This is a genomic window from Novosphingobium profundi (assembly GCF_018491765.1).
In the GTDB taxonomy this organism is placed as follows: Bacteria; Pseudomonadota; Alphaproteobacteria; order Sphingomonadales; family Sphingomonadaceae; genus Novosphingobium; species Novosphingobium profundi.
Window position 1 is genome coordinate 460,071 of record NZ_JABWCU010000003.1, and the last position, 20,502, is coordinate 480,572.

Sequence of the window (20,502 nt, forward strand, 5' to 3'; positions counted from 1 at the left end):
CAAAATGTCTAGGTTTTGAGGGACTTTCCCGGACGTTCGTGAACGTCCGGGGAAAGGAAAGTGGCTCCCCGAGTAGGATTCGAACCTACGACAACTCGATTAACAGTCGAGGGCTCTACCGCTGAGCTATCGGGGAGCAGCCAGTCAGTGTTTCCACCGCCGCGGCAGGAGTGCGCCTATACGCAGGGGGTTTTGGGTTGGCAACCCTGTACGCGAAGAAATTTCGAATTTTTTTCACGGGGCCTTTGGGAGGCTCGCAATTGCGCGGTTCAGACCTGGAACTGCTCGGCGAAAATGCGTTCCTCGAGCGTGAAACCGGGGTCGAACAGGAGGGTCAGTTCGCGCTCGCGCGAGGTGGCGACGCGCACCGTGCGCACGTCGCGCACTTCCTTCTGGTCGGCAACGGCCGCGACCGGGCGCTTGCCGGGCTCGCGGATACGAAATTCGACGTCGGCGCTCTCGGGCAGGATCGCGCCCTTCCAGCGGCGCGGCCGGAACGGGCTGATCGGGGTCAGCGCCAGCATGCGGCAGCCGAGCGGGAGGATCGGCCCGTTGGCGGAGAGATTGTAGGCGGTCGACCCCACCGGGGTGGCGAGCAGGATGCCGTCGCCGGCCAGTTCGCCCATGCGCACGCGTCCGTTGATACGGATTTCGATCTTGGCGGTCTGGCGCGTCTCGCGCAGCAGTGAGACCTCGTTGATCGCCCAATAGCTGAATTCTTCGCCGGACTGGGTGGTGGCCTGCATGCGCAAGGGGTTGAAGGGGATGCGCCGGGCTTCCTGGATGCGCTGGGCGATCGTGGCATCGCCGTGCATCGAGTTCATGAGGAAGCCCACTGTACCCAGGTTGATGCCATAGCAGGGCTTGGAAATGCCCCGGTCGAGCATTTCATGCAGGACATGGAGCATGAACCCGTCTCCGCCAACGACGACGATGATGTCGGCCTCCTCGGGCGTGACCCAGGGGTGCGCCTGGCGCAGTTCCTCGCCGCGCATCTGCGCGGGAGCGCTGTCCGACAGGATCAGGGCAAGGCGCAAGGACTGCGCGTCCGATCCGTCGGGTCTGGCCAGTTCGCTCATCGCTTTTCGCGCTCCAATCCGGCACCGGGCGCCGGAACTCGTTGTGTGCAATAGTGTACCCGAACGGGACAGCCATTCGGGCGGGGGCGATTGGGCTGGTAAATTTTGAACGGTTTGGCAAGGGGTTTGGAATAAGGAGTAACGATGAGCGTGACGCAGCCAGAACGACCTGGGGACTTTGCCAGGCGGCTCGAGGACCGGCTGTCCGGCATCGCGGGCGTGGAACTCGTGCACGAGCGCATGGCCCAGTGGTCGAGCGACGCGGCCGAAAAGCTGGCGCCTGTCCATGTCCATGCGATGCTCGTCAATCTCAAACGCCTCGATGCGATCAACATGGCTTATGGCCCGGCAGCGGGTGATGGCGCGCTCGAGGAAGTGGCGGCGCGCGTCGGCCATTTCGCCAACGAGGAACTCGATGCGCCCTGGGTCCTGGCGCGTGCGGGCGGTGGCAGTTTCGTGCTTGTTGCCAACATCACCTGCAGCCGCGAGCGCTGGCAACTGATCGCGGACCAGTTGGCCGACCTTCTCTCGCGCCCGATTGCGGTGCCTTCGGGGATGCTGCACCTCTCGCCGCGCTTCGCGCTCGTGCGCACGCTGACCGGGGAGGCGGTCGAATCGATGCTCGAGCGGCTTGGCGCCGCGATGCAGACGGCCAGCGAGCAGCAGGGCGCGCGCCTCGTCTGGGCGGACGGGGAGGCGATCGTGCCGGGCATCTCGACCGCGCAGCTCGAGGCGGATCTTCTCGGCGCGATCGATCGCGACGAGATCGAGGTACTCTTCCAGCCGCAGTTCAGCCTTGCAGACGACACGTTGACCGGGGCCGAGGCGCTGGCGCGTTGGGACCATCCCCAGCTCGGCCGGATCGGGGCGGGGGCGCTGTTCAACCTTGCCGAGCGCGCGGACCACGTGGGGCCGCTCTCGCGCCACATCGCGCGCAAGGCGCTGTGGGCGGCGCGTGACTGGCCGGGGCACTTGCGGCTATCGATCAACGTCACGCCAGAGGACCTGGCCTTCGACAGCTACACCCGCCAGATGCTCGACATCGTGGGCGAGAGCGGTTTCCCGCTGCGCCAGCTGACGCTCGAGATCACCGAGCAGTCGCTGATCGCCGACGTCACGCGCGCGGCACAGATCATGGCGGAATTCTCGGCGCAGGGCATTCGCATCGCGCTCGACGACTTCGGCGCGGGGTTCTGCAATTTCCGGTACCTGAAGGTGCTGCCGATCCACTACATCAAGCTCGACCGCTCGATGATCGAGGGGATCACCTCGGACAAGCGCGACCTTGCCGTGCTGCGCGCGATCGTGGCGATGGCGCAGGCGCTCGATCTCGAGGTGATCGCGGAAGGGATCGAGAGCGTCGAGCAGCGCGATGCCGCCGCGCGCGAGCAGTGCCTGACCTACCAGGGCTTCCTGCGCGCCCAGCCGATGAGCGTGGCGTTGTTCGACAAGCTGGCGCGGACCGAGGCCGAGAAGGCCTGAGCCCCGGTCCGCGCGCGGCTGTTGCGATGAGCGGCGCTTAGCGGGCGCCGTCCGCGTAGAAGCGCTGGAGATCGAGGCGCATCTGGTGGAGCGCCTCGGGGTTCAGGTAGATCATGTGCCCGGCCTCGTAGTACTTGAATTCGAGGTTGGGGCGCAGTTTCTCGGGCAGCATCATGTGCTTGAGATCGCGCTCGGTCGAGTGGAACGGCGTCGCCATGTCGTAGTAGCCGTTGAGCGAGAGCACACGCAGATACGGATTGGTGCGCATGGCCCGGCTGAGGTCGGCGGTCACGTCGACGAGGTTCTGCTGGCTCGAATAGCCGTATCCCGGCGCCTTGTGCGACCAGTCCCAATCGACCTTGCCACCCTCGCGCGCGCTGCGCCGGTAGGTGAGGTCGGTGTCGTAGCCGAAGGTGGAGTGGAGCTGGTCGAGGAAGCTGGAGATATAGAGCCCGGTGATGCCCGTGCTCGAGGGATCGTACTCGGGACCTTCACCCGCCGCGTCGGCATCGGTGCCCAGATAGCGCGAATCGAAGCGGCCCAGCGTCTCGCGTTCCCCGCGCATCAGTTCCTTGCGGAAGCGGCTGAGATCGACGCGCAGGTTCGCGTCCTTGAGGTAGTCCACCGAGAGGCCGGTGAAGTGGCTCATCTGCCGCGCGACCGCGTCTTCCTCGGCGGGCGAGAGGTCCTGACCCTTGGACAGCGCCGTCGCGTAGGCGCCGTTGGCGAACTGGCGGGCCTGCTCGACGAATTCGGGCAGCGAGGCGGGGCGGTCGGCGATCTTGTTGTGGTACCAGGCGGTTGCCGCGTAGCTGGGCAGGTAGCCGATGTAGATCGCATCGAAGCCCGACTGGCGGATGCCGTAGTTCATGATCGAGGACAGCAGCATCACGCCGTTCAGGGCCATGCCGCGATCTTCCATCTCCTCGGCGAGAGCGCCCGAGCGCGTCGTGCCGTAGCTCTCGCCGAAGATGTACTTGGGATCGCCCCACCGGCCGTTCTTGGTGATGTAGCGCTGGATCGCATCGGCGAAGGCGCCGACGTCCTGGTCGACGCCGTAGAAGCTCTGGGGGTCGGTGTCGCCCAGCGCGCGCGAATAGCCCGAGCCCGGCGCGTCGAGGAAGACCATGTCGGTCGAGCCGATCAGGCTGTCGGGGTTGGGGCGCACGTCGTAGGGCGCGGGCGCGACGGCGACCGGATCGGTGGTGGTCACCTTGGTCGGCGCGAAGCTGCCCATGCGCAGCCAGAGGCTCGCCGAGCCGGGACCACCGTTGTAGAAGAAAGTGACCGGGCGGTGCTTACCGGGCGCGGTATAGGCGGTGTAGAAGATGCTCGCGGTCGGCTTGCCCTTGGCGTCGCGGATGGTCAGCGTGCCGGCCGTGGCGGTGTAGGCGATCGATTTGCCGTCGACGGTGACCGAGCCCTTGGCGGTTTTGGCCACTTCCTCGACCGGAGCGCTGGCCCAGCCCTTGGCGACGTCCTCGGCCACGCTTTTTTCATGTTCCTTGGCGGCGTCGGGGGCATCGCCCTTCTGCGCGAGCACGGGCTGTGCGAGCGCAAGCACCGATACGGCGGCGAGCGTCGTAAATTTTCTCATTGTCTTCCCTGTCAATGTCTTGTGTGACCCACTGGCTCACATTGGGGAAGCGCTCGTAACAAGGCAAGGATATATTGTATCTTGCGCGGGTGATTTTCTGTCGGGAAAATCACCCGGCCTTGCGCGCCACTCCGGCCAGGCCCTTGGTCAGCTGGAGCAACCCGTTGAGGCGCGACTTGGGGTCGCCCCAGACGCGCTGGAGCACCAGCTTGTTGTCGGGTCTCAGCTTGATCACGCCCTTGAGACGATCGGCATAGGCGACGAGGCCCATGGGGTTGGGGAAGTGGTCGTTGTGGAAGCTGACGAGCGTGCCGCGCGGCCCGACGTCGATCTTGGCGATGTGCGCCTCGATCGCCTGGCGCTTGATCTGGATGAGCTGGACGAGGTTGGCGGTCGCGTCGGGCAGGGGGCCGAAGCGGTCGATCATCTCGGCCGACAGGGACTCCACTTCGTCCTTGCTCTCCGCATCGTTGAGGCGGCGGTAAAGCGCCATGCGCACGGCCAGGTCGGGGACGTAGTCGTCCGGGATCATGATCGGCGCATCGACGGTGATCTGCGGCGAAAGGCCCGAGGTGTCCTTTTCCAGGCCCACGCCGCCCGCGCGCGCGGCCATGATGGCGTCTTCCAGCATCGACTGGTAGAGCTCGAAGCCGACCTCGCGGATGTGGCCCGACTGCTCGTCGCCAAGCAGGTTTCCCGCGCCGCGAATGTCGAGGTCATGGCTGGCAAGCTGGAAGCCCGCGCCCAGGCTGTCGAGGTCACCCAGCACCTTGAGGCGCTTTTCCGAGACTTCGGTGAGCGCCTGCCCGGCGGGCGTGGTAAGATAGGCGTAGGCGCGCAGCTTGGAGCGTCCCACGCGCCCGCGCAGCTGGTAGAGCTGGGCCAGGCCGAAGCGGTCGGCGCGGTGGATGATGATCGTGTTGGCGCGCGGAATGTCGATCCCGCTCTCGACGATGGTGGTGCTGAGCAGCACCTCGTACTTGCCTTCGTAGAAGGCGCTCATGCGCTCTTCCACTTCGCTGGCCGACATCTGGCCGTGGGCGGAAATCACCTTGACCTCGGGCACGTGCTTGGCGAGCCAGGCCTCGGTTTCGGCCATGTCCGAGATCCGGGGGACCACGATGAAGCTCTGCCCGCCGCGGTGGTGTTCGCGCAGCAGCGCTTCGCGCATCACCATGTCGTCCCACTCCATGACGTAGGTGCGCACCGCGAGGCGGTCGACCGGCGGGGTCTGGATGGTGGAGAGTTCGCGCAGGCCCGACATCGCCATCTGCAGCGTGCGCGGGATCGGCGTGGCAGTGAGCGTCAGCACGTGGACGTCGGCGCGCAGCTGCTTGAGCTTTTCCTTGTGGTTGACCCCGAAGCGCTGCTCCTCGTCGACAATGACGAGGCCAAGACGCTTGAATTCGACCGACTTGGCCAGGATCGCGTGGGTGCCGCAGACGACGTCGACGGTGCCGCTGGCAAGGCCCTCGCGGGTGGTGCGCGCCTCCTTTTCGGGGACGAGGCGCGAGAGGCGCCCGACTTCGAGCGGGAAGCCGGCGAACCGCTCGGCAAAGCCCGAATAGTGCTGGCGCGCGAGCAGGGTCGTGGGCGCGACGACGGCGACCTGCTGCCCGGCCATGGCCGCGACGAACGCGGCGCGCAGCGCAACCTCGGTCTTGCCGAAGCCGACGTCGCCGCACACGAGGCGGTCCATCGGCTTGCCCGAGCCCAGGTCCTCGAGCACATCGGCAATCGCGTGCTCCTGGTCTTCGGTTTCCTGCCAGGGGAAACGATCGACGAACTGGTTGAAGGCGGATTCGTCGGGAAGCAGTTCGGGCGCGCGGCGCAGCGCGCGCTCGGCCGCCGTCTTCATCAGCTCGCCCGCGATTTCGCGGATGCGTTCCTTGAGGCGCGCACGGCGCTTCTGCCAGGCCTCGCCGCCGAGCTTGTCGAGCTGGACACCTTCGGCCTCGCTGCCGTAGCGCGAGAGGACGTCGAGGTTCTCGACCGGGATGTAGAGCTTGTCGCCGCCATGGTAGGTCAGCATCACGCAGTCGTGGGGGCTCTGGCCGACCGGGATCGACTGAAGGCCCTCGTAACGCCCGATGCCGTGGTCCATGTGGACGATGAGGTCGCCCGGCGTCAGCGCGGCCAGCTCGGCCATGAACGCGTCGGCGTCCTTCTTGCGCTTCTTGCGCCGGACCAGACGGTCACCCAGGATGTCCTGCTCGGTGACGACTTCGAGCGCCTCGCTCGAGAAGCCGGTCTCGAGCGGGAGGACGAGCGCGGCGGCGCGCCCCTGGACCGCCATGCCGAGCGCTTCCTGCCAGGTCTCGGCCAGGCGCGGCTCGTTGTCCGAGGCCTCGCCCAGGATCGAGACGAGGCGTGCGCGGCTGCCGGTGGAGTAGGCCGCGAGGATCGGCTTGCGCCCCTGTTTGCCGATCGCCTGGAAATGCTTCGCGGCGGCTTCGTAGGCGTTGTCGCCCCGGGCGCGCTCGGGCGTGAAGTCGCGCGCGTTGCCGAAGCCGAAGTCGATGACCCTGGCGCTTTCGGGCTGGGAGAAGGGATCGGCCTTGTGCGCGGGCTGTGCGGCGACAAGTTCGGCGAACTCATCCTGGCCGAGGTAGAGTGCATCCATCGCCAAGGGGCGGTAGGAGCCCGCCTTCTGGCCCGAGGTGTCGAGCCGGGCCTTGTGGTAGTCGGCGATGTCGCCGAAGCGCTCCTCGGCCGCGCCCATCGCGGCGCTGTCGAAGACCATCACGTCCTGGGGTGCGAGGTGGTCGAAGAGCGTGACCAGCCGTTCCTCGAAGAGCGGCAGCCAGTGCTCCATGCCGGCAAGTCGCCGCCCTTCGCTGACCGCCTGGTAGAGCGGGTCGGAGGTGGCGTTGGCGCCGAACATTTCGCGGTAGCGCGTTCGGAAGCGCTTGATGCTGGCCTCGTCGACCAGCGCCTCGCTGGCGGGGACGAGGAGATGCTCGGCAATCGTGCCGGTCGAGCGCTGGGTATTGGTGTCGAAGAGGCGCAGCGTCTCCAGCTCGTCGCCGAAGAAGTCGAGCCTCAGGCCCGCATCGAGACCCGAGGGCACGATGTCGAAGATCGAGCCGCGCACCGCGAATTCGCCTGCGTCGATCGCGGTGTCCGTGCGCTGGTAGCCCTGGCGGCGCAAGAGGGTGATCAGGCTTTCGTGGCCAATCTCCATGCCCGGCTTGAGCAGTTTGACCGATTCGCGAATGCGGAACGGCGTCAGCGCGCGCTGGAGCAGGGCGTTGGTGGTGGTGACCACCAGCTGCGGCGCGCTCGCGGCCTTGGGGCGCGGGGCCTGCAACCGGTGGAGCGCGGCAAGACGCCGCGCGCTGACCGAGAGCGCCGGGCTCGCGCGGTCATAGGGCAGGCAGTCCCAAGAGGGGAACTCGATTACCTCCAGCTCGGGCGCGAAGAAGCGCGCGGCCTCGGCCAGCGCGCTCATGCTCGCCTCGTTGTCGGCGACGAAGATCGCGCGGCCGGGCTTGGTGGCAATGGCGGCGGCGCGCGCGAGGTCGGCCATAACCAGCGGCTGGGCGCCGCGCGTGACGGAGGCCAGCGTCAGCGGCGAAGTGGCGGAAAGGATGCGGGAAAAGTCGGTCATGGCTCGGATCGCTGGCGGTTGGTGAGGCGGCCACGCTCAGGCCATGGGAAAAGGACGAAAGAGGGCTTGTCGATCAGCGTGGGATGTCGACGTAGTCGAGCTGCATCATGCGCTCCATCATCGGGCCTGCGAACTTTTCGGGGACCGGCTCGGTCTTGAGCGCCCAGGCCATGATCTCGACGTCCTCTTCCTCGATGAGGTCCTCGAACCACTGGATCTGTTCTTCGTTCCACTCAGCGTGGAAGCGGTCGAAGTAGCAGCCGATCATGTAGTCGGCCTCGCGCGTGCCACGGTGCCATGCGCGGAAGCGGAGACGGGCGAGGCGGGGCGGGATTTCTGTCATGACTTGGGCCGTTACAATGCACGCGCAGGCAGGGCAAGTTCTGCCCGACCAATCACCCCATGCCTCTGGTGCAACCGGCTCTGCCCGGTCTAAGAGGCCCGGATGCGGCCCGAAGCGCTCAATTGCCTTTTCGTTGAAGCCGATGCCCTCGACGGCGTCGGCCCCAAGCTACGTCGCCCGCTCGAGAAGCTGGGCCTGACGCGGATCAAGGATTTCGCCTATCATCTGCCCGACCGCTTCGTGGAGCGGCGCATGGTGACCCGGCTCGACGAGGCGGGAATCGGCGAGAACGTGATCGTGCGCCTGACCGTGCGCGAACATCGCTCGCCCGCGGGGCGCGGGCCGTTCCGGGTGATCGCCGAGGACGACGCCGGCGACATATGCACGATCGCCTATTTCGGACGCGCCTCGTACAGTGCGAAGAAGCAGCTGCCGGTGGGCGAGACGCGCTGGGTGGCCGGGCGGCTCGACGAATACGGGCAGACGCGCCAGATGGTGCATCCCGAACACGTCTCCGACAACGATGCGGCCCCTGTCGGCCAGCAGCGCGAGGCGGTCTATCCTTTGTCGGAAGGGTTGACGCAGGGGCGCATGGCAGGGCTGGTGAAGCAGGCGCTGGCGCAATTGCCCGCGCTGCCCGAGTGGATCGAGCCCGGCCAGCTCGCCAGGAGCGGCTGGGCCGCTTGGAGCGATGCGCTGCGCGAGGCGCACAAGGGCGCAAACGAGCCCGCGCGCGACCGGCTCGCCTACGACGAACTTTTTGCCAACGCGCTCGCACTGATGCTGGTGCGCGCCAGCAACCGCGCGCAGAAGGGCACACCGCTGCAGGGCGACGGGCATTTGCGCGCCAAGTTGCAGCTGCCTTTCGCGTTGACCGGCGCGCAGGCGCGCTCGATCCGCGAGATCGAGGGAGACCTTGCGCAAAGCGCGCCCATGCTGCGCCTGCTTCAGGGCGACGTCGGCGCGGGCAAGACGGTGGTGGCGCTTTCGGCGCTGCTGATCGCGGTGGAGGCCGGCGCGCAAGGCGCGCTGCTGGCGCCAACCGAAATTCTCGCGCGCCAGCACTACGCGACCTTGCGCAAGATGCTCGAGGGCACCGGCGTCGAGATCGCCCTCCTGACCGGCCGTGACAAGGGCAAGGCGCGCGAGGCGATCCTGATGGGGCTTCTCGACGGCTCGATCCCGATCGTCGTTGGCACCCACGCGATCTTCCAGGACGCGGTCGCTTACCGCAATCTCGCGCTCGTGGTGATCGACGAGCAGCACCGTTTTGGCGTCGGCCAGCGCCTGATGCTCGCGCGCAAGGGCAAGCGCACGCCGCACACGCTGGCGATGACCGCGACCCCGATCCCGCGCACGCTGACGCTGGCGCAATATGGCGAGATGGAAGTCTCGCGGCTCGACGAACTGCCGCCCGGGCGCCAGGCGATCGACACGCGCGTGGTCTCGACCGAGCGCATGGACGATGTGATCGGCGCGCTCTCCCGGCACATCCAGACCGGGCAGCAGGCCTACTGGGTCTGCCCGATGGTGACTGAGAGCGAGACCGACGATATTGCGGCGGCCGAGGCGCGCTATGCCGAACTGAAGGAGCGCTTCGGCAACCGCGTCGTCCTCGTCCACGGCCAGCTCAAGGGCGAGGAGAAGGATGCGGGCATGGAGCGTTTCGCCAGCGGCGAGGCGAGCCTGCTGGTCGCCACCACGGTGATCGAGGTCGGCGTCGACGTGCCCAACGCGACGCTCATGGTGATCGAGCAGGCCGAGCGCTTCGGGCTAGCCCAGTTGCACCAGCTGCGCGGGCGCGTGGGCCGTGGTTCGGAGAAGTCGACCTGCCTGCTCCTGCGCGGCAAGGCGCTCAGTGAAACGGGCCGCCAGCGCCTCGCGCTGATGCGCGAGACGCAGGACGGCTTTCGTCTGGCCGAGGAGGACCTGCAATTGCGCGGCGGGGGCGAGCTGCTCGGCACGCGCCAGTCGGGCGACACCCCGTTCCGCATCGCCAGCCTTGAACAGATTACCAAGCTGCTTCCCGTCGCGCACGATGATGCGCGGTTGCTGATGGAGCGCGACGGGGGGCTCTCGGGTCCGCGCGGCGAGGCGGCGCGCATCCTGCTCTACCTGTTCGAGCGCGACTGGGGCGTGCAGCTTTTGCGCGGAGGCTGAGTTCGCCGCTCAGGGCTCCTCGCCGCGAACCGCGAGGCCTTCGGCGATCAGCGCTTCGCCCCATTGGTGGACACGCAGCAGCCGCTCGGTGTTGGCGCTCAGTGTCTCGAAGTCGGCGCGGGTGAGAGTGACGGCAGCGCCACCGGTGCGGTCAGGGCCCGGGGCAGCGTGATCCGCGCTGGGGGCAGCGGCTGGGCGGGCATCACTGTGAGCGGCTTCTGCGCCGTTCGCGCGCAGCCCGCCGAGATCGGCAAAATGGCGAGCGCGAGCGCGCCACAGATCGGCTTGTTCATGGGCATCGTCGGCCTCCTTGGCAAGTTGGGTGCTGCGTTCCTCGGTCGCGCGGCGGGCCGCCTCGGCGCTTCGCGAGGCCTCGGCCTGCGCGGCGGCATAGTCGGTCTTGGTTCGGCGGTGGCTGGCCGCTTCGCTGACGGCGCGAGATTTCCAGGACTGCGCGCTGTGGTGCTGGCGCCAGGTGACCAGCGCGAGGGCAAGGCAGAGCACGGGCCAGGGGTGGCGCGCCAACAGGCGCAGGCCGCGTTTTGCCAGGGCAAGCGCGGAGGTGGCCGTGAAAGCGATCATGCGGCGTTCTCCCGATCGATGGCGCGTGATCGCGCGACCTGCCTGTCCTTGAGCGCGGCGACGCCGCCGGCCGTGCCGATCAGCATGACGAGCCCGCCGGGATAGGCCGCGCAATAGGTGGCAAGGTCGAAGGCATGGCCGCGTCCGAGGGTGTCGAACACCAGCAGGGCGTGCGCGGCGAGGCTGTAGAGTGCCGCGCCCGCGGTGCCCAGGACTCGCGTGGTTTCGAACTCGCCGCAGGACGAGCGCAGGATCGCGCCGAGCCCGCTCACGCGAGGTACCCCGCGAATACCCAGCGCTCGGGCGCAATGGCGATCCAGTCGCGGTGGCGTTCGCCCAACGAGACGCGCGCGCCGCGCGCGAGCGTGTCGATCACCGGAAAGCTGAGCGCCGGTCCGCTGCGCACATTGAGCGAATGGGCGGTGACCGTGCCGCAGGGCAGGTCACCGAAGACCGTCTTGCGGAAATCGGCCATGTCGAAGGCAGGGCCGGGGTCGCGCTTGCGGGTGGGGGCGATGTCGTCGTGACCGAGGATCTCGCGAATGGGATAAGCCTGCGCCAGCGTGCCGACGATGGCGGCGGCGGTCTCGAGCTGGATTGCGGGGTAGCGTTCCCAGCCACATTCCGGCCCGCCGTGGCGGTGCCGTGCGAGGATTGCCGGGACGGGCTTTCCGTCAGGGCTGGCCCAACCCTCGTCCTGTGCCGCCAGCGGGCCCCAGTTCGCGAGTTCGATGCCGATCGCGTGGTCGTTGAGGCCGGACAACCCCTGCCAGGTCGACCGGCCGGCGTGCCAGGCCCGGTTCTCGAAGTTGACGCATTGCAGGACTTCGCCCTCGCGGCCGATCACCAGATGCGCCGAGGCGCCCGAGGCGGGATTGGCGAGCCAGGCCGCCGAGCCGCGGGCGCTCGCACCGGCGGTGTAGTGCATGACGACGAAGCGGGGCGGGCGGCGAAAGGGGCCGGAATGATTGGGGCTTGGGATCTGCCGGACCGGGTGGTCTGCATGTCCGAGGACGCCGTTGCGGATCGAGAAGGGCATGTACCTCCTTTCGCACGTCGCTGCGTGCGGTGATGCCGAGGGAAGACACGCGCCGCACGTGCTCGCAGGGCGATCCTGCGAGCGGGCACGGAGTTGCGTATGGGGTGCAAAGTTGGGGGGCGCCCACCGGACCAAGGCGGTGCAATGGGCAGGTGGGCAAGGTACACCAGGCCACAGGGTGTAGGAAAGCGCGATCTCGGGCGGATGGGCGGCATCGGTTGAGCGTTGCTCATTGCCAATGGAATCGGCGGGTGCCTCGGACGAGGTAAAAAGCTGCACATATTTCGATAAAAATGTGCAATTTATGGCACATTTCGCACTGTTTCTGCCGGAAAAATATATATTAAATAGCTACTTAGCTATTGCGGCGGTCAAATTGACTGACCCGGGCTGCTCTTCGATACCGCCCCCACTCAAACAGCCACGACCCGTCTGTCCGGCAGTGCGGCTCGGCGCACCGCGATGCGTCGCGTGGCTCGAATGTGGGGATGAACGAAACGATGAAATCCAACAATACAAGCCGCACCGGCTTGCGCGGCGCGCGGAGAGTCCCATGAAAAAGACCTTGAGGGTCATCGGCGGACTGATCGCCATTTGCCTCGTGGCGGGGCTCGCCTTCCTGTTCCGGCCGGTGAGTTGGGGCTCGAACCCTTCGGCCGAAAACGAAAAGCCGGTCGACGTCGTGCTGATCGGTGGCGGCATCATGAGCGTGACGCTGGCCACCTACCTGCAGGAACTGCAACCTGACTGGAACGTCCACCTTTACGAGCGTCTCGACCAGGTCGCCGAGGAAAGCTCGAACGGCTGGAACAACGCGGGCACCGGGCACTCGGGCTACGCCGAGCTCAACTACACTCCCGAAATGCCCGACGGCTCGATCAACATCGACAAGGCGGTCAAGACGGCGAGCCAGTTCGAGGTTTCGCGCCAGTTCTGGTCGCACGAGGTCAAGCTCGGCAACCTTCCCGAGCCGGGCAACTTCATCAATCCGACCCCGCACATGTCGTTCGTCTTTGGCGAAAAGCGGGCCGATTACCTGCGCCGCCGCTGGGAGACGCTGAGTAAGAGCCCGCTGTTCTACGGCATGCAGTTCTCCACCGATCCCGCACAGATCGCCAAATGGGCGCCGATCATGATGGAAGGGCGCGACCCCCAGGAAAAGGTCGCCGCGACCTGGATGCCGCTGGGCGCCGACGTCAACTACGGCGCGATCACGCGCGGCCTGACCAAGGGCCTGGAGCGTAGCGGCAACTTCCACATGCACCTTTCCAACGAAGTGCGCGGCCTCCACCAGAACGCGGACAAGACCTGGAACGTGACCGTCCACGACTTGAAGGCGAACGCGGACCACACGATCAAGACGCGCTTCGTCTTCATCGGAGCGGGCGGCGCGGCGCTCAAGCTGCTGCAGCTTTCCGGGATTCCCGAGGCGAAGAACTACGGTGGCTTCCCGGTCGGAGGGCAGTTCCTCGTCATCGACGACCCCAGGATCGCCGACCGTCATAACGTCAAGGCCTACGGCATGGCCGACGAAGGGTCGCCGCCGATGTCGGTGCCCCATCTCGACGCGCGCAAGATCGACGGCAAGAACTACGTGCTGTTCGGTCCCTTCGCGCTCCAGAGCACCAAGTTCCTCAAGAAGGGATCGTGGTGGGATCTGTTCTCGTCGGTCTACGACAACAACGTGGGCCCAATGCTCACGGTCGGTGCGGAAAACATCGATTTGGTGAAGTATCTCGCGCAGCAGGCGCAGCTTGGTGACGCGGACCGCCAGGCCGAACTCGCACGCTACTTCCCCAAGGCGCAGCGCAAGGACTGGAAGTTGATCACAGCGGGGCAGCGCGTCCAGATCATCAAGCGCGACCCGGTCAAGGGTTCGATCCTTCAGTTCGGCACCGAGATCGTGTCCGACAAGGACGGCTCGATCGCCGCGCTGCTGGGCGCCTCGCCCGGCGCCTCGACTTCGCCCTCTATCGCCTACAATGTGCTGAAGAAAGCCTTCCCGAACGAAGTGAAGGGGCGCTGGAAGGGCAAGCTTGACGCGATCTATCCCGCGCAGGACGAGGTGCTCAACGACAGCGCCGAGCTGGTCAACCGCATCCGCAAGACCACCAGCGAGGCTCTCAAGCTGCCCTACATCGAGGTGCCCGAGGACCTGACCTCGCATTCGGCGCCTGCGGCCAAGCCCAAGGCGGCCAACGACAAGGGCAAGCCGGGCAATCTCAACTCGGAAATGCAGGCTCTGTAACAACCAAATGGCTGGCCGGCCGGTTCGTGGTCGACCTTCGAAAAAAAGGGGCCGGTGTGCGAACACCGGCCCCTTTTTCATGCGGTTGCAAAGGGAGTTAGAAGCGGAAGCTGATCCAGCTTGCAAGGAAATCGGAATCCCCATAGCCGGCCTGCTTGAGCGCGGGACCCGCGAAGACGTGTTCGTAGCGCCCCGTAATCGAGATGCGCGGAGTGATCGTCCATTGCACCTGCAGGCGCGGCAGTTCGGCGGTCTTGCTGGCGGTCGACAGCTCGGTTCCGGCCAGCGCGCGCCCGTTCGCACGGTAGATTGCATCCTGGGTGTTCGCACGCCAGGCGAAGGCGTATTCGGCAAGGACCTTCACGCTCTTGGTCGGACGGAGCGAAAGCGTGGGGGCGGTCTCGACGAGGTTTGTCGCGGTCAGGAACAGATGGTGGCTGAAGGGCGTGTTGGCACCGTGCGGCGAGATTGCGTTCTGCAGCTTGCCGGTGTCCGAGTTGCCGCCACCACCACTGGCGTAATCGAAGGTGAAGCCCAGGCGCGGAGCGTTCTTGCCCGAGCCGAGCGCGACGTTCTGGTCGAGGAAGACCTGCCAGGCATCGATCTCGCGGCCGTCGAACGTGCCGGTCTGGCGATCGACCGTCCAGTCGACGTTGATCGGGCCGGCATCGCCCCAGACGTGGGCGCCCGTGTAGAAGCGCTCCTCGCGCCCGCTTGCGGTGACCCAGTTCGCCTCGCGGCGGCGCAGGCGCCAGAAGAATGGGTCCACGTAAAGCTTGGAGCCGCCGAAGGTCGTCTTGGGGACCACGAAGCCCAGCGTCGCGCCGGTGAAGCGGATGCCTTTGTCGGCGTCGTCGTCGCCCGTTCCTTCGCGCCCGTAGCTGGTCGGCGAGAAATCGAACAGGTCGATGCGCGCATCCTTGCCCCGCGCCCAGACGCGCAGGCCGTTCTGGGTGAAGTGGATGGCGTTGTTGTCGCGCTGGCTGACGAGGAGCTTGGAGCCGTCGTAGAACATCTGGCGCCCGTAGCGTGCGCCGAGGTCGAGGCCTGCGAGTCTGCCGGTGACTTCGACGAAGCCCTGTTCGAGGACGAGGTCGTTGTCCTGTGAACTCGTGGGCGTGCCGATGTTGTAGCCGCTGCTGCTGGCGTGCGAGACTTCGCCGTAAAACCGCACGTGTTCGCCCAGGTGCAAGTCCGCGCCGCCGGTGAGGCGTACGATGTCCTGGCGCTGGTGCTCGCCTTCGACGAGGCCCGGGTTCGAGGTGTAGTTTGTGCGCAGGCGCGCCTCACCCGAAAGCGTGAGATAGACGTCGCCGTCGGCGGCGAGCGGAATGTACTTCAGGCGGTCGAGCGGGTCATTGGTGTTGCGCGTGTTGGCGCTGCTCTTCCAGTCCTCGGCCCAGCGGGCGGTCGAGTAGGCGTTGGTGACGCGTCCATCGCCGTCGGCACCGGTGGGGTAGGGCGTGGAGGAGGGTTTGGTGGGGCTCGAGGCGGGCGTGGAGGCCTGCGAAGAGGCATCCTTCGATTGGGCATGGGCCTGGGCGGAGGTCGCTGCAAAGGCGCAGCCGACCACAGCGGCCAGAAGCGGCCGGTTATCGATCTTCATGGATTTCAGCTCTCTTGTGGTGCGACCCGAAGGGCTGTTGAATGGTTTTGGCTTGGTGTGGCGAAGGCGGGCGCGCCGCCTTCGCGTCGCCTTATTCGGCGGCCAGCAGCGCGGCTTCGGTATCGCGCGCCGCGGGATTGCTCGCCGAGATCGCCTTGCGGAAGGCGGCCGGGTCGAGCGCATTTTCCCAGCGCGAGACGACCACGGTGGCCACCGCATTGCCGATGAAGTTGGTCAGGCTGCGGCATTCCGACATGAAGCGGTCGATGCCCAGGATCAGCGCCATGCCCGCGACGGGAACGGTCGGCACGATCGAGAGCGTGGCGGCCAGCGTGATGAAGCCGGCCCCGGTGACGCCCGCTGCGCCCTTCGAGGAGAGCATGGCAACCGCGAGCAGCAGGAGCTGCTGGCCAATGGTCAGGTCGACACCGCAAGCCTGCGCGATGAACAGCGCGGCCAGCGTCATGTAGATGTTGGTTCCGTCGAGATTGAACGAGTAACCGGTCGGCACGACCAGGCCGACGATGGTCTTGGGGCAGCCGGCAGCTTCCATCTTCGCGATCAGCGAAGGCAGGGCGCTTTCCGAGGACGAGGTGCCCAGGACCAGCAGCAGCTCTTCCTTGAGGTAGCGGATCAGCGCAAAGATCGAGAAACCGGCAAGCCTCGCCACCGTGCCGAGCACGACGACCACGAAGAGGATCGAGGTCACGTAGAACAGGCCTACGAGCTGGGCCAGGTTGGCGAGGCTGCCGACGCCGTACTTCCCGATCGTGAAGGCCATCGCGCCGAAGGCGCCGATCGGGGCGGTCTTCATGACGATGGACACAAGGCGGAAGAATACGGCGGACACGTCCTCGAGGAGGGAGAGAGCTCGATCGCCGCGTTCTCCGAGCGTCGCGAGCGCGACACCGAAGAGGATGGCAATGACCAGGACCTGGAGGATGTTGCCCTCGGTCATCGAGGAGAGGAACGTGTCGGGGATCATGGACGTCAGGAAGCCGACGATGGACGTCTCGTGCGCCTTTTCCGAATAGGAGGCAACCGAGGCGGCATCGAGGCTGGCCGGATCGATGTTGAGCCCGTCGCCGGGGCGAACGACATTGGCGATGACCATGCCGATGATCAGCGCGAGCGTCGAGAAGGTCAGGAAGTAGGCGAAGGCCTTGGCGGCCACACGGCCCACCGCGCGCAGGTCGCGCATCGAGGCGATGCCGGTGACGATCGTCAGGAAGATGACCGGCGCGATCACCATCTTGACCAGCTTGATGAAGGCATCGCCGAGCGGCTTGAGCGCTTCGCCGGTGGCGGGGGCAAAGTGTCCGATGGTGACGCCTGCCGCAATCGCAACGAGGACCTGGACGTAGAGATGCGTGTACCACCGGCGCGGCTTCGCGGTCGGCGTCATCTCGAGAGTGGGGCTATGCATGGGTGACCTTTCGTCCTCTCACACCGCGGGAGCGTTCGCATCCTCGCATCAACGACCTAGGAATTGCCCGATTGCCTTGCGCGGGAACAGGCCTATGTGCAGATTTGGGAAATCATTTAAAAACAATTATTTATAGAATTTCAACCGATTGCGCGGTGTCGAATTCTACATGCAAATTGTGCAATTGTGTCGAAATTTGCACAAGGGGAGGGCTTGGCGTATGCGAGTGCGATGATTCGCTGGTCAGTCCTCCTGCCGGTCCTCGCATGTCTCGCTCTCGGCCTGATGGCCGGGCTGGGGGCGGCGGAGATCGCGCGGCGCCAGGCGCGCGGCGAACTCGCGGTAAGCGCCGAGGCGGATGCGCGCATCCGCCAGGCGCTGCTGGAAAGCGAGGTTGCAAGATACCGGCTGCTTCCGCTGGCGCTGGCCGATGATCGCGACGTGATCGCGGCCGAACGGGCGGGCGCTGGAAGCGGTGCGCCGATCGACACGCTCAACGAAAAGCTGGAGCGCCTTGCCCGGGCAACCGGGGCCGCCGCGATTTATGTCGTCGATCGCGACTCGTTGGCGATCGCGGCGAGCAATTGGCGGCAAGCGGACAGCTTCGTCGGATCCGATTACGCGTTTCGCCGCTATGTTCGTGACGCGCAACGCAAGGGAGCCGGCCAGCAGTTCGCGCTCGGTACGGTGAGCCACAAGCCAGGCCTCTTTCTCGCACAGCGCACCCGCAGCGGCGGCGTGGTCGTGGTCAAGCTCGAGTTCGACTGGATCGAGGCGCAGTGGCGCCAGGCGGGGGGGATCACCTATGTGACCAACCGTTCGGGCGTGATCTTCGTGACGAGCCGTCCCGACTGGCGCTTCGCCGCGACCCGTGCGCTCGACGAGGCACAGCGCAGCGAGACCGTGCGCGACAGCGGCGCGCTCTCGATCCACCCGTCGCCCTGGAGCCGGCGCAAGGACGGTCTCCTCTCCGTGCCGGGCACCCGCGAGGGTTACCTTCAGGTCGAAACCGCGCGCGACGCGGATGGCTGGCAGTTGCATCTCGCGCTGCCCGCCAGCGCATCGATCGACGGGCAGGCGCGTCTGGTCGGTTTCGCGGTGGGGATTGCGATGCTGGCGCTGGCGCTGTTCGCGCTCTGGTTCGTGCTGCGCAGCCGACGTCGGCGTTTGCGCACGTCCGAGCTGGAAGCCGCCGTCGTCGCGCGCACGGCCGAATTGCGCGACGAGATGGAGCAACGCTCCGAGCTCGAAAGCCGGGCTGCCCAGTTGCGCGAGGAATTGCGCCTCGCGAACCGGTTGGCCACGCTTGGCCAGGTCACCGCCAGTGTCGCGCACGAGACCGCACAGCCGGTCGCCGCGATCCGTAACTACGCGGCTGCAGGGCGCAAGCTGCTGGAGCGTGGGCTCAATGCGGACGTCGATGGCAACCTCGCGGCGATCGATGCGCTGGCCGAGCGGATCGGCGTGGTGACCTCCGAATTGCGCGGGTTTGCGCGCAAGCGTACCTCCGCGGGGACCCGAACCGTCCTTGCCGAAGCGCTCGACGGTGCGCGCCTCCTTCTGCGCGATCGCCTCTCCGACGTTACCTTGCGCGCTCCTGTCGGCCTGTCCGGTATCACGGTGGTCGGCGACAAGGTTCGCATCGAGCAAATTCTCGTCAATCTCCTGCAAAACGCACTCGACGCGCTGGCTGGGCGCGCCGCCCCGTGCATCGAGATCGCCGTTCGAGTGGAGGGCGAGCGCGCCGTGATCACCGTGTGCGACAATGGTCCGGGCATCGCGCCGCAGATCGCCGAACGCCTGTTCACCCCCTTTACCACCAGCCGCGATGAAGGTCTGGGCCTAGGACTCGTCATTGCGCAAGACATCGCCACCGAGTTCGGCGGATCGCTTCGCGTGGTTCCAGGCGAGGAAATCGGCCTCGGGCGCGGCGCGCGAGATTTGCAGGCCGAAGGCAGGAACGGGGCCTGCTTCGAACTCGTACTCAGGATTTCCAAATGAGCGAAGCACTCGTCATCAACCGTATTGCGCTGGTCGAGGATGACGCCGATCTGGCGCGCTCGACACTGCAACTGCTGCGTCTCGCCGGCTTCGAAGTCACCCTGTTCGATCGCGCGCGACCCGCGCTCGATGTGATCGATGCCGAGTGGCCCGGCATCCTCGTGACCGACGTGCGCATGCCGGGGATGAGCGGCATCGAACTGTTCCGCACCCTTCGCGAGCGCGATGGCGAATTGCCGGTGGTGCTGATCACCGGGCATGGCGATGTCGACATGGCCGTGGACATGCTGAAATCGGGCGCCTGGGATTTCCTGACCAAGCCGTTCGACCCCGACGGACTGGTTGCGGTCTGCACGCGGGCACTGAGGGCGCGGGAGCTCGCACTCGAGAACCGGCACTTGCGCCGCATGGCGGGCGACGAGGCGGCGCCGGCCTTACTGGGCCAAAGTCCGGCGATGCAGCGCCTGCGCGAGATGATCCCGATGCTCGCCAACGCCGACATCGACATCCTGATCGAGGGCGAGACGGGCACCGGCAAGGATCTGCTTGCCCGCCTCATCCACCGTTCGGGCAAGCGGTCGCGCCGCCGTTTCCTGCCGCTCGCCTGCGCCGGGCTGGACGAGGCGCTGGTGGCGCGCACGTTCGGGCCTTCGGGCGATCCGGCCGTGCTGGCGGCGGACAAGGGGACGCTCTACCTTGACGATCTCGATCGCGCACCTCGCGTTCTGCAGGATCGCCTGACTTCCTTCGTCGAGCGGCGCACGGTCGAGACCGGCCCCAACGACGTGCCGCTCGACTTGCGCATCATCGCCTCGAGCCAGCCGCTCGACGAGAGCCATGACCTGCCGATCCTGCCCACGCTGTTCTACCGTCTGGCGACGATGCGCCTGGTCATTCCGCCCTTGCGTGAGCGGCGCGAGGACATCTCGCCGCTCTTCGCCCGTTTTGCATCCGAATGTGCGGATCGCCTGGGACGCAGCGTTCCACCGCTGTCGGACGCGGTGCGCACGCGCCTCAGCACGCACGACTGGCCGGGCAACGTGCGCGAACTGCGCAACTTCGCCGAACTCTTCGCGATGGAGTTGCTGGGCGACAGCTCCGGCGATGCTCGGGCCGGCGCCATCGCGGTGGAGGACACAGCCCCCAAGGCCAGTCTTGCCGAGCGGGTCGATGCCTTCGAGCGCGAGGAGATCGTGGCGGCGGTGCTGGCGGCCGGGGGCGAGATCGGAGCGGCCATCCGTTCGCTCGGCCTGCCGCGCAAGACCTTCTACTACAAGGTCACCAAGCACGGCATCGACCTGCAGAGCCTCAAGAAGCGCGGCGCCTGAC

Annotated in this window: 14 protein-coding genes and 1 tRNA gene; 5 read left to right on the plus strand and 10 right to left on the minus strand. The window is 66.5% G+C overall.

Going from position 1 to position 20,502, the window contains the following annotated elements; translation table 11 throughout:
* Nucleotides 1–61 precede the first annotated feature (61 nt).
* Together HT136_RS04570 and HT136_RS04575 are read right to left on the minus strand one after the other, a co-directional pair.
* Nucleotides 62–136: transfer RNA gene (locus HT136_RS04570), tRNA-Asn, on the minus strand.
* A gap of 133 nt (nt 137–269) precedes the next feature.
* Entirely contained in the window at nt 270–1,079 is an 810-nt protein-coding gene (locus tag HT136_RS04575) for an NAD kinase (protein ID WP_214198293.1), read from the minus strand.
* Nucleotides 1,080–1,223: 144 nt separating this feature from the next.
* Between HT136_RS04575 and HT136_RS04580 the strand changes: the two genes are divergently transcribed.
* Complete coding sequence (locus HT136_RS04580; protein WP_214198294.1) at nt 1,224–2,561, plus strand: GGDEF domain-containing phosphodiesterase; 1,338 nt, start codon at nt 1,224–1,226, stop codon at nt 2,559–2,561.
* A 37-nt stretch (nt 2,562–2,598) separates the two neighbouring features.
* Here the strand turns inward: HT136_RS04580 and HT136_RS04585 are convergent, their stop codons facing one another.
* The 3 genes from HT136_RS04585 to HT136_RS04595 all read right to left on the minus strand — a co-directional run bounded on the left by HT136_RS04585 (nt 2,599) and on the right by HT136_RS04595 (nt 8,111).
* The gene (locus HT136_RS04585; RefSeq protein ID WP_214198301.1) at nt 2,599–4,158 is read right to left on the minus strand and encodes a S10 family peptidase; all 1,560 of its coding nucleotides are present in this window, start codon (nt 4,156–4,158) and stop codon (nt 2,599–2,601) included.
* 109 nt (nt 4,159–4,267) lie between these two features.
* Nucleotides 4,268–7,768: a transcription-repair coupling factor gene (gene mfd / locus HT136_RS04590; protein WP_214198303.1), complete on the minus strand. Its 3,501-nt coding sequence runs from the start codon at nt 7,766–7,768 to the stop codon at nt 4,268–4,270.
* A gap of 73 nt (nt 7,769–7,841) precedes the next feature.
* Entirely contained in the window at nt 7,842–8,111 is a 270-nt protein-coding gene (locus HT136_RS04595) for an FAD assembly factor SdhE (protein ID WP_214198305.1), read from the minus strand.
* 102 nt (nt 8,112–8,213) lie between these two features.
* Between HT136_RS04595 and recG the strand changes: the two genes are divergently transcribed.
* Nucleotides 8,214–10,271 carry an ATP-dependent DNA helicase RecG gene (gene recG, locus HT136_RS04600; protein ID WP_214198307.1) on the plus strand — a complete coding sequence of 686 codons (2,058 nt, stop codon included), beginning with the start codon at nt 8,214–8,216 and terminating at the stop codon, nt 10,269–10,271.
* Between the two features lie 9 nt (nt 10,272–10,280).
* Here recG and HT136_RS04605 read toward each other — a convergent pair whose 3' ends face one another.
* The 3 genes from HT136_RS04605 to HT136_RS04615 are packed head-to-tail and all read right to left on the minus strand — an operon-like array spanning nt 10,281 to nt 11,892.
* A complete protein-coding gene (locus tag HT136_RS04605) occupies nt 10,281–10,853 on the minus strand; it encodes a hypothetical protein (RefSeq protein WP_214198309.1) in 573 nt (190 codons plus the stop codon).
* Entirely contained in the window at nt 10,850–11,125 is a 276-nt protein-coding gene (locus HT136_RS04610) for a hypothetical protein (protein WP_214198311.1), read from the minus strand. Before HT136_RS04610 ends, HT136_RS04605 begins: the two co-directional genes overlap by 4 nt.
* Complete coding sequence (locus tag HT136_RS04615) at nt 11,122–11,892, minus strand: N-acetylmuramoyl-L-alanine amidase (protein WP_214198313.1); 771 nt, start codon at nt 11,890–11,892, stop codon at nt 11,122–11,124. The genes HT136_RS04610 and HT136_RS04615 overlap by 4 nt, the downstream gene beginning before the upstream one ends.
* A gap of 553 nt (nt 11,893–12,445) precedes the next feature.
* Between HT136_RS04615 and mqo the strand changes: the two genes are divergently transcribed.
* Nucleotides 12,446–14,140 carry a malate dehydrogenase (quinone) gene (gene mqo, locus HT136_RS04620; protein WP_214198315.1) on the plus strand — a complete coding sequence of 565 codons (1,695 nt, stop codon included), beginning with the start codon at nt 12,446–12,448 and terminating at the stop codon, nt 14,138–14,140.
* Between the two features lie 97 nt (nt 14,141–14,237).
* Here mqo and HT136_RS04625 read toward each other — a convergent pair whose 3' ends face one another.
* Nucleotides 14,238–15,746: an alginate export family protein gene (locus tag HT136_RS04625; RefSeq protein ID WP_214198317.1), complete on the minus strand. Its 1,509-nt coding sequence runs from the start codon at nt 15,744–15,746 to the stop codon at nt 14,238–14,240.
* Between the two features lie 91 nt (nt 15,747–15,837).
* Nucleotides 15,838–17,172, minus strand: a complete 1,335-nt coding sequence (locus HT136_RS04630) for a dicarboxylate/amino acid:cation symporter (RefSeq protein WP_246543334.1) — start codon at nt 17,170–17,172, stop codon at nt 15,838–15,840.
* Nucleotides 17,173–17,403: 231 nt separating this feature from the next.
* Here HT136_RS04630 and HT136_RS04635 point away from each other — a divergent pair, with 231 nt between their 5' ends.
* Nucleotides 17,404–19,173, plus strand: a complete 1,770-nt coding sequence (locus tag HT136_RS04635) for a sensor histidine kinase (protein ID WP_214198319.1) — start codon at nt 17,404–17,406, stop codon at nt 19,171–19,173.
* Entirely contained in the window at nt 19,170–20,501 is a 1,332-nt protein-coding gene (locus HT136_RS04640) for a sigma-54-dependent transcriptional regulator (protein ID WP_214198321.1), read from the plus strand. The genes HT136_RS04635 and HT136_RS04640 overlap by 4 nt, the downstream gene beginning before the upstream one ends.
* The last annotated feature ends 1 nt before the right edge of the window (nt 20,502 follow it).